We start from the raw sequence: 14,124 nt of genomic DNA on the forward strand, positions 1-14,124 counted from the left end.
CGTACCGGCGTTGCCGGGTGCAACAAATACTGTTTCAACCTGTGCTGACTGGGCAACTTTCCAGGCCAGAGCATGTTCGCGGCCGCCGTTGCCAATAATGAGTACATTCATATGGTTGGGTGAACGCTTGATGGGAGATGAGAGACGCAAAACCTCGGTCTGTCATCGCTATCGGCGTTCAGGCTCCTTTATCTGTATTTAAGTTCAAGATTGGATTGGGAGGCAGGGGTGTCTTTTGCATCTCCCGTCTCCCGTCTCCCGTCCAGCATCTCGCGCGATCAGTGGCGGAAGTGACGCATACCGGTAAATGCCATCGCAATACCGTACTCGTCGGCAGCGGCAATTACTTCTTCGTCGCGAATCGAACCGCCGGGCTGGATAACGCATTTAATCCCTGCCGCGCCCGCATTGTCTAAGCCGTCGCGGAAGGGGAAAAAGGCGTCAGAGGCCATGACCGCGCCGGCAACTTGCAGGCCGGCATGCTCGGCTTTGATCGCGGCGATACGGGCGGAGTTGATGCGGCTCATCTGGCCTGCGCCGACACCGATGGTCTGGCGATTTTTAGCGTAGACAATGGCGTTGGACTTAACGAACTTAGCGACCTTCCACGCGAAGATCATGTCGTCTATTTCGCTTGGTTCAGGCTGACGCTTGGTGACAATTTTGAGATCGGCGGCGGTGATCATGCCGAGGTCGCGATCTTGGACCAGTAGGCCGCCATTTACCCGTTTGTAGTCGAAGGCAGGGTTGCTCGTGCTCCACTGGCCACAGCTGAGTAGGCGCAGGTTTTTCTTTTCAGCGACAATGGCGGCGGCTTCTTCGCTAACCGTTGGCGCAATAATCACTTCAACAAATTGACGATCGCAGATTGCTTTCGCGGTGGCGGTGTCAAGTTCGCGGTTAAAGGCGATGATGCCGCCAAACGCGGATTCGGGATCAGTGGCAAATGCCAAATCATAGGCTTCGCCAATGCCGTTTAACGATACGGCAACACCACAGGGATTGGCGTGCTTAACAATGACACAGGCGGGTTTTACAAAAGATTTAACACACTCCAGTGCTGCGTCGGTGTCAGCGATATTATTGTACGATAGCGCTTTACCTTGTAGTTGGGTCGCAGTGGCAACGGAGGCCTCACTGGGGTGGCGTTCAACGTAAAAGGCGGAGTCCTGATGGGGATTTTCACCATAGCGCATGTCTTGGGCTTTGATAAATTGGCTATTAAAGGTGCGCGGGAATTTTTCGGTACCGCCGGGAACGAGGCGACCAAAGTAATTGGCGATCATCCCGTCGTACGCGGCGGTGTGCTCGTAAGCTTTAATGGCTAAGTCAAAACGAGTGGCGAGATTAGTGCAGCCGTTATTGGCTTGCAGTTCGTCGAGCACTACTTGGTAGTCTGTAGCATTTACTACGATAGCGACATCACGGTGGTTTTTGGCCGCGGCGCGAACCATGGTTGGTCCGCCAATATCGATATTCTCTACTGCATCTTCTAGTGTGCAGCCAGGTTTGGCAACGGTCGCCTCAAAGGGGTAGAGGTTGACAACGACCATATCAATCGCGTCGATGCCGTGATCCGCCATGATGCTGTCGTCAATGCCGCGACGGCCAAGAATGCCGCCGTGTACTTTTGGGTGCAGGGTCTTGACTCGGCCATCCATCATTTCCGGAAAACCGGTGTAATCGGATACTTCCGTTACTGCAATGTCATTTTGTTTAAGCAGGGCAAAGGTGCCGCCGGTCGACAGTAACTCAACGCCGAGTTTGCTGAGTTCGCGGGCGAATTCAACGATGCCAGATTTATCGGAAACGCTGATTAGCGCGCGTTTTACGGGACGGGCCTGATTGTCAGTAGTCATGCAGAGAGTATTACCTTAAGGTTTAAAAAGTCGGTGCTAATCTTTGGCGGTAGATCAGTGTCTTACAATAAATCGTATTGCTTAAGCTTTTTGCGCAAGGTGCCTCGGTTTAAGCCTAGCATTTGTGAGGCGCGGGTCTGGTTGTTGCGGGTGTAACGCATAACTTCTTCCAGTAGCGGCGCTTCTACTTCGGATAAAACCATATTGTAGACATCGCAAACATCCTGGCCATCGAGATTGGTCAGGTAGTTATTCAGGGCAATTGCCACGCTGTCGCGCAAGGTTTTGGCCTTGCTAATATCGTCGGCCGACGGTGTTGGATTAGCGCTAACTTCGGTCATTACTGCGGTGTCGGTGCTGGTTAGGTTCATGCTGCTGCGTCCTGTAGGTATTGGCCGTGCTGTTCAAAATAGCGATGTACAGCATCTAATTGTGCACTGGCAGATTCTAGGCGGTTGAATTCACCGCGAAAGCCAGTGTTGGCGTTGTGCTCCTGCAAATACCATGCGCAATGTTTGCGCGCGATACGCAGGCCGTTCTGTTCCCCGTAAAAAAGGTGTAACGCGCTGATATGACTCAGCATTACTGCTTCTATTTCGGCTGCGGTCGCTGCCGGCGCTAATACCCCCGTCTCTAGGTAGCTGGCAATTTCTCTGAATAGCCAGGGCTTACCTTGGGCACCGCGACCGATCATTACACCATCGGCGCCGGTATAGTCCAGCACATACTTGGCCTGCTCAGCGCTTGTGATATCGCCATTGGCGAATACCGGTATGTTAATAGCCTGCTTTATCTCGGCAATCGTGTCGTACTCAGCCATGCCTAAATACCGGCACTCTCGGGTACGACCATGCACTGCCAGTGAGCTAATTCCGCAATCCTGGGCAAGTTTGGCAATGGCCAGCCCGTTGCGCTGATCGGGGGACCAGCCAGTGCGAATCTTCAATGTCACCGGAATATCGACCGCCGCTACCACCGCCTTAAGAATTTGCTCAACCAGCTCTGGCTCCTTTAATAGGGCAGAGCCGGCGGCGCGCTTACAGACTTTTTTTGCTGGGCAGCCCATATTAATGTCAATAATATCGGCGCCCATCTCCATGCAGCTGCGCGCCGCATCCGCCATCATCGCTGGCTCGGCGCCGGCAATTTGCACCGCGCGGGGTGTGTTGTTGTCGTGCGCCAAGCGCAAATGACTTTTGCGGCTTTGCCAAAGCTGTGTGTCGCTAATCACCATTTCTGACACGGTTAAACCGGCACCAAACTCCCGACATAATCTGCGGAAGGGCAGGTCGGTGATGCCTGCCATCGGCGCCAATACAGCGCGAGCAGGAAGCTTGTGAGAACCAATCTGGATCATCGCCATGCCCTGAGAGAGGGTGTTTAACAGTGGGAAAACAGGGCAGCTATGATACTCGTTTGCAGACTTTACCGGAAGACTTGCGCTCAGAAAATAACCAGTTCTGAGTGTGAAAGAAGTGCAAAAATGAGGCTTTACGGCAGCAGCTGTAACTGGTAGTTAACTGCCGCGGAGCCCGGGTCAACAATCTCTAAAGCGATGTGGACGGGTTGCTGGCTGGCAAGGTCTGACAGTGCATTGAGCTCCCCTGCAAGGTATTCCTGAGGGCGAAACACCCTGCTGGCAAGGGTTTGGCCGGAGATGTCGCTGAAGTCCAGTTTCAGTGCGGGGAAGGCGCTGGGTTCAGTGCTACGATTTAATAGAATCGTGTCGACAATTAGCGCGTTGGGGGCTTCGGGGTGCTTGCGGATCAGCAAATTGGTACTGACCACGTCGCCGAGTTTGCGAACTTCCGGGGCGCTGTCTTCACATAGGAGCGGGTGCACTGGGCATAGCGGGCGCAAATACTCGCCTGCTGGGCTGGCAAACAAGGCGGGCTTTTGCCAAAGGGCAATTTGACCCGCGAGAAGCAAAAGGGCTGTGAAGTTTGCGATTAGCCATGGCCAGCGTCGGCTTTGGTGGCGAGGGCGGTGGTGCTCAAAATCATGATTGACCGTGCTTAGATTGGCAATGAGGTCTAGGGGTGAGTCTGCCACTGGGGCTTGTGTGTGGCTTTCGCTATCTTCAGTGGAAATGCTCGCTACTGCAGATTCCTTGGCTTCCGCGCTTGCGGCAGCGCTAATTATCGGTGCTTCGTGCCCTGTTGTTGCATTGAAGATACCCATGCACACGCCGCAGCGTACCAAGCCCCCTGCTAACTCAAGTTGCTGGGCTTTGAGCCGAAAACGTGTGCTGCACTGGGGGCATGTAACACTTGATGGTGTAGCGTTAGTTGCTGAATCAGTGCTTTTTTGATGGTCGGTAGGCATTAGCTCAATGTACTTTTAGGCTTAAATTACGTGTGGTTTTTCTTGCCGTTAATGCGAACCCATTCGTCCTTCGCATTTAGTTCAAGGTCATTAAACCATTGACGGTAGCAATTCAGCAATTCCTGCGCTTGGGTATTAAGTATGCCAGACAGGCAGATAGGCGCATCAGGGTCGAGGCATGCCGCCAACTTAGGTGCCAGAGCAATCAGTGGGCCAGCGAGAATGTTAGCGACCATGACATCGCCATGTAAATTGCTAGGAATCTGCTCCGGTAGCAGACAGTCGATACGACTATCGTCAATATTGTTGCGCTGAGCATTGTCGCGGGTCGCAATGAGTGCTTGGGGATCGTTGTCAATCGCGATGACTTTTTCAGCGCCGAGTAGCAGTGCCGCAATGCCTAAAATGCCTGACCCGCAGCCATAGTCAATGACAGTTAGGCCGTCGAGGTTTTGCTGATCTAGCCACTGCATACACAGCCATGTCGTGGGGTGGGTGCCGGTGCCAAACGCGAGGCCGGGGTCAAGCAAGAGATTGACCGCGGTGGGGTCAACGGGCTCGCGCCAGCTTGGGCAGATCCATAAGCGCTCACCGCATTGAATCGGGTGGTAGCTATCCATCCATTCGCGTATCCAATCGCGGTCTTCCAAAATTTCACTGCGGTGCGGTGGCAAAGCTTGGCCGAACAAGGCTTCGAGTGCAATGAGGGTGGCTTCCATGTCAGTGTCTGCGGTAAATAGCCCAGTAACCCGGGTTTGTTGCCACATGGGCGTTTCGCCGACGCCGGGTTCGTATACCGGTTGGTCGGCGTTGTCTTCCATGGTCACTGCGGCGGCGCCAATTTCCAGTAGTGCATCTTCCAGCGTTGGCGCGGATGCTGGGTTGGTGTCCAAACGCAGTTGTAGCCAAGTCATAGTGCTAACTCTTTTCGGTAATAAATGGGTGTAAGTCACGAATATAAAAAAGGGGCCGAAGCCCCTTTTGGAAGTGCAGTTTAAACCATTTTACAGCTTAAGCTTCTTTTCCAAGTAGTGAATACTCACGCCACCTTCGCGGAAAGCGGCATCGCGTACCAAGTCGCGATGCAGGTCGGTGTTGGTGCGAATACCATCGACAACCAGCTCGTCCAAGGCGTTGCGCATGCGATTGAGGGCGATTTCGCGGTTGTCTCCCCACGTGATGATTTTGGCGATCATCGAGTCGTAATGCGGGGGGACGGTATAGCCACTGTACAAATGCGAGTCGACCCGCACTCCTAAGCCACCTGGCGCATGGTAGTGCTTGATCAAGCCAGGGCAAGGCATAAAAGTCTTGGGGTCTTCGGCGTTAATCCGGCACTCAAAGGCGTGGCCTTTAATCTGAATATCGTCTTGGGTAATAGACAGTTTTTCGCCGCCAGCAATTAAAAGCTGTTGTTTAATAAGGTCGACACCAGTCACCATTTCACTAACCGGGTGCTCGACCTGAATGCGGGTGTTCATCTCGATAAAGAAGAACTGACCATTTTCATAGAGAAACTCAAAGGTTCCGGCACCGCGATAATTGATTGCGATACAGGCGTCGACGCAAGATTTGGCCACTTGGGCGCGAATCTCATCAGGAATCCCCGGTGCTGGCGCCTCTTCTAATACTTTTTGATGGCGGCGTTGCAGGGAGCAATCGCGATCGCCGAGGTGAATCGCACTGCCTTGGCCGTCGGCTAAAACCTGGATCTCAACATGGCGGGGATTTTCGAGGAATTTCTCTATGTATACCGTACCGTCGCCAAAGGCGGAAGCAGCTTCCGATTGAGTAACGTATACAGCATTAAGAAGGGCTGCCTCGCTGTGAACAACCCGCATACCACGACCACCGCCACCTGCAGCGGCTTTAATGATCACGGGGTAGCCAATGCGCTTGGCCACTTTTAAGGTGTGTTCATTATCATCGGTAATGGGGCCGTCGGAGCCGGGTACGGTGGGAACCCCTGCTTTTTTCATGGCTTTAATGGCCGAGACTTTGTCGCCCATCATGCGAATTAAGTCAGGGGTTGGGCCTATAAATATAAAGCCGCTCTTCTCGACTTGCTCGGCGAAGTCCGCGTTTTCAGCAAGAAAGCCATACCCAGGGTGAATGGCGACTGAATCGGTGACTTCAGCGGCACTGATAATTGCTGGAATATTGAGGTAACTTGCTGGTGATGGTGCCGGGCCAATACAGACTGATTCGTCGGCGAGGCGAACGTGCATCAGGTCTCGGTCAGCGGCAGAATGCACCGCTACGGTCTTGATGCCCAGTTCTTTGCAGGCGCGCAAAATCCGCAGGGCAATTTCACCACGGTTGGCTATGACAACTTTTTTAAGCATTTGGAATCAATCCCTCTTTATGTGCTTTGAACATGGCTTTTGCCGGTGTTACACAATGGTGATTAGGGGTTGATCAAACTCAACGGGTTCGGCGTCGTCAACGAGAATAGCTTCAATCACGCCGGATTTATCCGCTTCAATTTGGTTCATCATTTTCATTGCTTCGACGATGCAGATAACGTCGCCAGCTTTGACGTGTTGACCCACTTCAACAAAGGCGGGCGATGATGGCGAGGGTGAACGGTAGAACGTGCCGACCATGGGCGATTTGATCACGTGACCACTAGGTCCTTTTGCTTCAACAGGAGCAGCTTCAGCGGTGGCAGGCGGCGCGGCAGCAGGTTGCGGCGCATATTGCACGGGCTGTTGCATATATTGGGGAGCCGCCATCATGCCTTTGGCGGCACTGTTGCGGCTGATGCGCACAGACTCCTCGCCTTCTTTAATTTCTAGCTCGTCGATATTGGATTCTTCGAGCAACTCAATTAGTTTTTTTACTTTTCTAATGTCCATAGTAACTCTCTTAAATGTGAGTGAATTAAAGTTGTTATTCGTTTAACTGGTTCATTGCTGCTTGAAGGGCGAATTCATAACCGGCAGCACCTAAGCCGCAGATCACGCCCTGAGCAATATCTGAAAAATAGGAGTGGTGCCGAAAACTTTCCCTTGCGTGGACATTGGATAAGTGCACTTCAATAAAGGGAATGTCGACAGCTAATAAAGCATCCCGCAGGGCAATACTGGTGTGGGTAAATGCCGCGGGATTGAAAATAATGAAATTGATGCCTTCTGGGCGCGCCAAGTGGATGCGCTCAATGAGTTCGTACTCGGCATTGCTTTGCATGGATTGCAGGTGGTGACCTGCAGATTTGGCAGACAACTGTAACTTAGTGTCGATGTCGGCGAGGCTTAAGCTGCCGTAAACCTCCGGTTCACGGCTGCCAAGCAGATTTAGATTTGGGCCGTGAAGTACAAGTATTGACGCCATAAATCGATTTCTCGTTGCATATTCAATATATAGAGCGATTGTGCCTCAATTGGTTTTATGAGTCCAACCCATCTCATGAATTTTTTGAGATAGAGTGAAGTTAGCTGCAAGTTTGCAGAAGTTAAGCGGAATTTTGTGCCACTCAGTGTTTTCGGTGCTAACACTGAGTGGGCGGATTTTGATCCCTAAAGTGGTTCACCGAGCAATTCGAGTATCATTGCCTTGGTTAGGACCTGGGGTAGCACTATTGGCGTCGCGCTGAGTTCTGCAGGGTAGTAAACATAGAGGGGGATGCCGTTGCGCTGATAGTCCGCCAGTAATTGGGTAATTGCTGGATCGTAGCGGGTCCAATCTGCTGTGACATAGTTAACATTGTGGAGGATGAACGCAGCGCGAATAGTGTCAGTGTGCAAGACAAGGGCTTCATTCGCTGCACAGGTAATGCACCAGTCGGCAGTGACATCCAAAAACACATTTTGGCCACTTTCACGGAGCGTTTGAATGACACGTGGATCAAAGCCTGCTTGGCTTGTGGCCTGTTGAATAGGCTTGTTTAGGCTGCTAAGCATCAATACCAGCGCGCCAATATAGATGGCTACCGCAACTATTTTGGCTAGCCTGCCATGCTCGTAGAGCCACAGACCAAAACCAATGAGCAGCCACGTTAATAAAATGGCGGCCATACCATTGGCGCCGGTTTGGCGACCGACTACCCAGCTGAGCCAAATGGCGGTTGCTAAGAGTGGAAAGGCGAGTAATTGCCGAAGTTTTACCATCCATTGCCCTGGTTTAGGCAGGCTGCGCAGTCCCGCAGGGTAGAGGGTGAGGAGTAATACAGGGAGGGCCATGCCAATGCCGATTGCGGCGAACACTAGCAGTGAAATGGCGGGGGGTTGGCTGGCCGCAAAGCCAACAGCGGTTCCCATGAACGGCGCGGTACAGGGGCTGGCCACCACGGTCGCCAGTACGCCGGTAAAGAAGCTGCCGCTATAACCTGATTGGCGGCTGAGGTCGCCGCCAATGTTCATCCAATTGCCGCCAATTTCAAACAGTCCCAGCAAATTTAATGACAGCACAAAAAACAGGCTGGCCAGCAGGCCGACAAACCATGGTGTTTGCAATTGAAAGCCCCAGCCAATAGCCTGCCCAGCTTGTTGCAGTGAAATCAAAACAGCGGCAACGGCGATAAAGCTTAAGACGACCCCGGCGCTGTAAACAAGGCCGTGACTCGCCGGGCTGCCGCTGCGGGCATTGGCAAAGCTGAGTACTTTTAGGCCAAGCACAGGGAACACGCAGGGCATTAAATTGAGTATAGCGCCGCCCAGTGCGGCAAAAATCAGTATTAACCAAAGCGCCTGAGTGTCGGCGGTGCTGGGTATATTGGAAGTGGCAGCAACGCTTGGCGCCGTGGTTTTTGCAATTGCTTGGCTGCTTGGGTCAACGCGGTAGTACTCGGTCTGGGGGGGGTAGCACAAACCTGCGTCCGCGCAGCCTTGCGAGGTAATACTCAGGGTGAATGCACGGTCACCGGGTATATTGCTAATGGCAATGGCGGTGTTGTGGTAATAAACCTCGGTTTCGCCAAAATAAGGGTCTTGCTTGAGTTTACCCGGTTCATATCGGCTGGAAATGGCTAGTGGCTTGCCGTCGGTGCTGGCGCTGACCTGAAAGCGTTCGCGGTAGAGGTAATAGCCTTCCGCAATTTTCCAGCCTAGTAACATTTCTTCATTATTCCACTGTAACTCTGACTGATAGGCCTGTTCCACAGGTAAAAAACTGGGATTGCTATCGCCAAAAGTTTGCGGTGTGGTGTTAAAAAAATCCTGACTATGGGCGCTGGCGCCAAAGACCAGAAAAATAAGCGATAATAAAAGCGGCTTCATAAATACAATCACTGCGGTGGTAGCGTTATGATACGTCATAATGACTTGTTTCGATGCTCAGCTAGAACTTGCTAGCGAGTTTACAGGTTTTGCGGTGAAGGTATTAGTGCCGGCTAGCTCGTTCGAATAATTGTGTCGCCGATAAGCAAGCGGTGGCGCCGTGGAGGATTTGTGAATTGTAAACGGATGCGTGGTTGTTTGGTGGTCACGTTGTTACTCAGCGGTGTGCTTCAAGCTCAGCCCGATCAAATTACGGTAGAAAACGCCTATGTGAGGGGATTGCCGCCAAGCCAGCGCAATACCGCGGCGTTTTTTAGTGTGCATAATCACCGTGATCAAGCGATTAAGGTTATTGCCGGTCACAGTGATGCCGCCGAAACCCTTGAAATACACGGCCACCAGCACCGCAATGGCATGATGTCGATGCAGCGCGAGGACGAGGTCACGGTGGCCCCAGGTGGTGTGTTTGCCTTTGCACCGGGGGCTTATCATTTGATGTTAATCAACTTGACGCGGCCGCTGGCAGATGGCGATAAAGTGCAATTTACTCTTAAAACCAGTGCAGGTGAGCTTATTGTTGTCGACGCCCCTGTAGTCAGTGTGCTTAAACCCGCGCCTAGCGACAACACCTCTACCTCTAAGATGGGCTCGACCGAACATACAGGAATGCATTAATGATTGAGAAAATAAAAGACCTCGCAACAAGCGCGAAGGAGGGGGCTCAGGATTGGCTTGGCAACGGACTTATATTAAAAGTCGCCGCAGTGCTTGTCCCGGTATACTTGGTGATCGTGGTTATATTTGGGGTTTATTGGAGCTTTACGCCAGATATGCCCAATACTCAGTATTTACAAAAAGATACAAGTGTCGGCGTTATTGGTACTGCGACAACCTCGGCGTTAATAGATGTTACTGAAACACTGCTCGACAAACCCGGCGGTTTCATTAGCAATGATATTAGCCCGCCAGGCATTTTTATGGACGATATGCCGGCCTGGGAATATGGCGTGCTTATCCAAGTTCGGGATCTCAGCCGCGCCATGCGTGAAAACTTTAGCCGCTCCCAGTCGCAATCTCAGGAAGATGGCGATTTGTCTAAAGCTGAGCCACGATTTAACTTTTCCAATAATAGCTGGGCGGTACCCGCCTCTGAGTCGGAGTACCGTCAGGGGATTAAATTTCTTAAGGCTTACCGCAGTCGACTTGCCGATGTTGACCAGCCTCAGGCCCAGTTTTACGCCCGCGCTGACAATTTGCGCTATTGGTTGGCGGGGGTGGAATCGCGTTTGGGAAGTTTGTCTCAGCGCTTGAGCGCGAGTGTTGGTCGGCCACGGCTGAATACCGATCTCGCCAATGACCCGAATGCTAGGCAGTCAACGGCAGCCTCGTCTGAGGTGCAAGTAAAGACGCCGTGGTTAGAAATTGATAATGTGTTTTATGAGTCTCGCGGTACGGCGTGGGCCTTGATTTGTTTTCTAAAGGCGGTTGAAGTGGATTTTGCCGATGTTTTGGCCAATAAAAACGCCGCGGTAAGCCTGCGACAAATAATTCGCGAGCTTGAGGGAACCCAGCAGGCAATGTTTAGCCCAATGGTCTTAAATGGCAGCGGCTTTGGCTTTTTGGCAAACCATTCTTTGGTGATGGCGTCTTATATTAGCCGTGCCAATGGTGCTATAACTGATTTACGTGACTTGTTATCTCAAGGATAAATGATGGTTTACTCAACTTTGCTTAAAACCTGTGTACTGGCCGCCAGTGTGTGGCTCACCGCGTGCGCATCTAGTCCGCAAGCGATTCAGATTGCGCCGCAATTTACTGCGCCGAGTGCGCGTATTGGCAATAATAGCCCTGTCCATGTCAGGGTTAGCGATCAGCGCCAGAACAAAGTATTGGGTAGTCGCGGTGGCACTTATCGTGAGACGTCGGTGGTCACACTGGCCAATGATTTGTCCTTGGCAGTAGAAAAGCCCTTGGCTAAGCACATGGCGGCGATGGGCTACGATACCGACAGCCTTCGCGCCGACACGGCGGACTTCCATGTTATCTTTGAATCACTGGTTTATAACCACCCCAAAGAAGATGGCGTTGGCTATGACATGGACATGCTTGCAGTTGTAAATGTGATGGCAAGCCGCGGTAATGAACGCTACGAAGGCCGCTATCGAGTTAAGCGTAAGCAGAAATTTTTTAATGCACCAAGTGAATCTCACAATGCTGAGTTGGTTAACGGCCTTGTGGTAGAGGTACTGAACAGCATGTTTGAAGACCCGAAATTAGTTGGCTTTTTACGAAAAAATTAGTAAACGCGGGTAATTTCGAGAAGGGCGGATGCGTTAATTGCACCGCCTTTTTTTGTGCCTGAATGTCGACGAGTAGCGTTGCTCGATTGCGGCATACGCGCCTAGCTTTTATATCTTGGGGGTAGCTCGTAAGTGGATAATAAGATGGTGGACTGGTCTTCCTCAGTCGACTCAGTACCGAGCCAATAGGGCGCCGGTTAAAGTCTTGCAATCTTTTAGGTCTTTCATTTCATGCTAATGGCCCTGAGTTCAGGCATAGGCTCAGAAATGCTACGGACTATAGCCACCATGGTGATTGGCGGCATTCTTTCGTCGAGGCTGCTGACCTTATTTGTACTGCCGACTTTATGCAGTATGCTGCGTCGAACTGAACTGGAGGTATGAAGTGGCAAAAACAATGATTCGAGGCCGTATTTATGCGCTCATTGCCATAATAGTGGCGATGCTCAGTAGTGTAAGTGTTTTAGCCCACGGTATGTCTGATGCAGATAAACAGCGCGCGATAGAAGCGGGCCTCCCAGATTACCTTGTGTTGGGTGCGGGACATATGCTCACCGGCTATGACCATTTGCTCTTTCTGTTTGGTGTTGTTTTCTTTCTCAGCCGCTTTAGCGATATTGTAAAATTCATCACGGCGTTCACGGTGGGGCACTCGATTATACTGGTTTTTGCCACGCTTTATTTCGTGCAGGCAAATTACTTCCTGATTGATGCGGTTATCGCGCTCACAGTCTGTTACAAGGGCTTCGAGAACCTAGGCGGTTTTAAACGCTATTTTAGTGTGGGCTCGCCAAACCTGATGTATATGGTGTTTGGCTTTGGTTTGATACACGGTTTTGGCCTGTCTACTCGGTTGCAGCAGCTGCCCATGGGGGAGGGCAGTATCGTTATGAAAATACTGGCCTTCAATGTGGGTGTCGAGCTGGGTCAAATCGCGGCTCTCTCCGCCATGTTGGCACTGTTAGCCGGGTGGCGAAAAACTGCCTCATTCAAGCGCTTTAGCGTTATGGCCAATACATTGCTCGTCATCATTGGTGGACTGCTTTTCCTACATCAGCTACACGGCTACCAGCATACCGAGTTTGCTGATAATTTCCCGGTTAATAATGATGATCACGCCCATATCCACGAAGATATGGCGGCGGAAGCGAAATCAAATATCCTCGATCGCTATCCTCGGCGTATTATTAGCCCTCAGTCTTCACAGCATGACCAAGGCCCCCATGAGCATGGCGATGGTGCCTACCATAGCCACTAAATAAAGGTGAAAACATGAAAATTCGCATTACTCTGTGTTTACTCGTAAGCTTGTTTATAAGCTCAAATCTTTTGGCTCATGGCAGTGGTCACGCGCCAATTACTGAGCAAAAGGCTTTGCTCATAGCGACTCAAATTGTTAAAGGTTTTGCCAATATCGACCCCCAACTTGGTTTTGGGGAAGTACCCGCGAGCTGGGCAAATATTGCGAGTGATGCGGCAACGATTTACCAAAGTGGTGAAGGCTACCGTATCGTCAAAGTTGTCAATCCGAATGACGAGCGCGCACTTTATATACTGATGTCAGCCGAAGGCGAAGTCTATGATGCGAATACCAGCGGTAAGTTTGACGGCGTCAATTAACGGTGAGCCTATGGCTGCCTATATGTTTGCCGCGCTACCATTGATTTTTTTCTAGCTTTTTTTTCTTGCATAGAACATAACGATCCGCAATCAGCATCACCTTTACCAAAAGGCTCTTGTTTGGGGTGCTAATTTCGTATTTGTACTTTGCCGTTTTTAATCGCCAGCTTAGCTCGCGATTAGAATAAGTCGCCAATTCAACAGGACCTTTGAATAACTATTAATTAATTGCGTAAACCAGCCAGCTGCTGATTTAGCCACTGCTTAAATTGCCCTTTGGGCAGAGCGCCAGACAGCCGTGTTACCTCTCTGCCGTGATGGAAGAGCATTAGAGTTGGAATTGAGCGAATTTGAAATTGCGCAGCGGTGTTTTGATTGGCTTCAGTATCTAACTTAATAAAACTGGCGCGGCTAGGCATTTCGGCGGCAAGCTCGCTATACACCGGCGCGAATGAACGGCAGGGGCCGCACCACGGTGCCCAAAAATCCACTAGGACAGGTAGCCCGCTCTGTTGGATGTATCGATTGAAGTTGGCGTCATTGGCGCTTATTACCTTGCCGTTCAGTAATAGCTGTTTGCACTTCCCGCAAACTGGTGCATCGTTGATGCGCTGTTCGGGCACGCGATTAATCGCAGTACAGCTTGGGCATATCAATTGTAGTGCGAGTGTATTGCTCATCTGGGGTCCTAAATGCAGCGGGTTATACCGGTGATATGAGGTCTGCGTATAGGGAATTCAAGGTGTGCAGGATGGTGGGCACGGTTTTCTCGGCGTTGGCGCGGGCGAGAAAACCGTGGAAAGC

At 51.3% G+C, this 14,124-nt stretch carries 17 protein-coding genes; 6 read left to right on the forward strand and 11 right to left on the reverse strand.

What is annotated here, in order from left to right:
• The 10 genes from ABYT30_RS02305 to ABYT30_RS02350 form a co-directional block, all read right to left on the reverse strand.
• The coding region (locus tag ABYT30_RS02305; protein ID WP_373095150.1) for a phosphoribosylamine--glycine ligase N-terminal domain-containing protein at positions 1-111 on the reverse strand (111 nt) is incomplete at its 3' end.
• Between the two features lie 167 nt (positions 112-278).
• Complete coding sequence (gene purH / locus ABYT30_RS02310; RefSeq protein ID WP_373095117.1) at positions 279-1,859, reverse strand: bifunctional phosphoribosylaminoimidazolecarboxamide formyltransferase/IMP cyclohydrolase; 1,581 nt, start codon at positions 1,857-1,859, stop codon at positions 279-281.
• A 62-nt stretch (positions 1,860-1,921) separates the two neighbouring features.
• Positions 1,922-2,230 carry a DNA-binding transcriptional regulator Fis gene (gene fis / locus ABYT30_RS02315; protein WP_008246420.1) on the reverse strand — a complete coding sequence of 103 codons (309 nt, stop codon included), beginning with the start codon at positions 2,228-2,230 and terminating at the stop codon, positions 1,922-1,924.
• The gene (dusB, locus tag ABYT30_RS02320; RefSeq protein WP_373077785.1) at positions 2,227-3,222 is read right to left on the reverse strand and encodes a tRNA dihydrouridine synthase DusB; all 996 of its coding nucleotides are present in this window, start codon (positions 3,220-3,222) and stop codon (positions 2,227-2,229) included. Before dusB ends, fis begins: the two co-directional genes overlap by 4 nt.
• 128 nt (positions 3,223-3,350) lie before the next feature.
• Complete coding sequence (locus ABYT30_RS02325; protein ID WP_373077786.1) at positions 3,351-4,184, reverse strand: zinc-ribbon and DUF3426 domain-containing protein; 834 nt, start codon at positions 4,182-4,184, stop codon at positions 3,351-3,353.
• Positions 4,185-4,210: 26 nt separating this feature from the next.
• Positions 4,211-5,098, reverse strand: a complete 888-nt coding sequence (prmA, locus tag ABYT30_RS02330) for a 50S ribosomal protein L11 methyltransferase (RefSeq protein WP_373095120.1) — start codon at positions 5,096-5,098, stop codon at positions 4,211-4,213.
• Positions 5,099-5,188: 90 nt separating this feature from the next.
• Complete coding sequence (accC, locus tag ABYT30_RS02335; RefSeq protein ID WP_373077792.1) at positions 5,189-6,529, reverse strand: acetyl-CoA carboxylase biotin carboxylase subunit; 1,341 nt, start codon at positions 6,527-6,529, stop codon at positions 5,189-5,191.
• A gap of 48 nt (positions 6,530-6,577) precedes the next feature.
• The gene (gene accB / locus ABYT30_RS02340) at positions 6,578-7,042 is read right to left on the reverse strand and encodes an acetyl-CoA carboxylase biotin carboxyl carrier protein (RefSeq protein ID WP_373095122.1); all 465 of its coding nucleotides are present in this window, start codon (positions 7,040-7,042) and stop codon (positions 6,578-6,580) included.
• 34 nt (positions 7,043-7,076) lie between these two features.
• On the reverse strand, positions 7,077-7,517 hold the full coding sequence (aroQ, locus tag ABYT30_RS02345) for a type II 3-dehydroquinate dehydratase (protein WP_373077798.1): 441 nt from the start codon (positions 7,515-7,517) through the stop codon (positions 7,077-7,079).
• Positions 7,518-7,702: 185 nt separating this feature from the next.
• Positions 7,703-9,400: a protein-disulfide reductase DsbD family protein gene (locus ABYT30_RS02350; protein ID WP_373095125.1), complete on the reverse strand. Its 1,698-nt coding sequence runs from the start codon at positions 9,398-9,400 to the stop codon at positions 7,703-7,705.
• A 171-nt stretch (positions 9,401-9,571) separates the two neighbouring features.
• Between ABYT30_RS02350 and ABYT30_RS02355 the strand changes: the two genes are divergently transcribed.
• From ABYT30_RS02355 to ABYT30_RS02380, 6 genes are all read left to right on the forward strand, one after another.
• Positions 9,572-10,075, forward strand: coding sequence for a copper chaperone PCu(A)C (locus tag ABYT30_RS02355; RefSeq protein ID WP_373077803.1), 504 nt, complete (start codon positions 9,572-9,574; stop codon positions 10,073-10,075).
• Positions 10,075-11,109: a DUF2333 family protein gene (locus tag ABYT30_RS02360; protein WP_373095128.1), complete on the forward strand. Its 1,035-nt coding sequence runs from the start codon at positions 10,075-10,077 to the stop codon at positions 11,107-11,109. The genes ABYT30_RS02355 and ABYT30_RS02360 overlap by 1 nt, the downstream gene beginning before the upstream one ends.
• Positions 11,110-11,700, forward strand: a complete 591-nt coding sequence (locus ABYT30_RS02365) for a YajG family lipoprotein (RefSeq protein ID WP_373095130.1) — start codon at positions 11,110-11,112, stop codon at positions 11,698-11,700.
• 237 nt (positions 11,701-11,937) lie between these two features.
• Positions 11,938-12,084, forward strand: coding sequence for an efflux RND transporter permease subunit (locus ABYT30_RS02370; protein ID WP_373077897.1), 147 nt, complete (start codon positions 11,938-11,940; stop codon positions 12,082-12,084).
• Between the two features lies 1 nt (position 12,085).
• Positions 12,086-12,958: a HupE/UreJ family protein gene (locus ABYT30_RS02375; RefSeq protein WP_373095133.1), complete on the forward strand. Its 873-nt coding sequence runs from the start codon at positions 12,086-12,088 to the stop codon at positions 12,956-12,958.
• 14 nt (positions 12,959-12,972) lie between these two features.
• Entirely contained in the window at positions 12,973-13,320 is a 348-nt protein-coding gene (locus ABYT30_RS02380; RefSeq protein WP_373077811.1) for a DUF6488 family protein, read from the forward strand.
• Between the two features lie 224 nt (positions 13,321-13,544).
• Here the strand turns inward: ABYT30_RS02380 and trxC are convergent, their stop codons facing one another.
• Positions 13,545-14,000 (reverse strand): thioredoxin TrxC, encoded by a 456-nt coding sequence (gene trxC, locus ABYT30_RS02385; protein WP_373077814.1) that lies wholly within the window; start codon positions 13,998-14,000, stop codon positions 13,545-13,547.
• Positions 14,001-14,124 lie beyond the last annotated feature (124 nt).

The organism is Zhongshania sp., from assembly GCF_041623545.1.
Lineage (GTDB): Bacteria > Pseudomonadota > Gammaproteobacteria > Pseudomonadales > Spongiibacteraceae > Spongiibacter.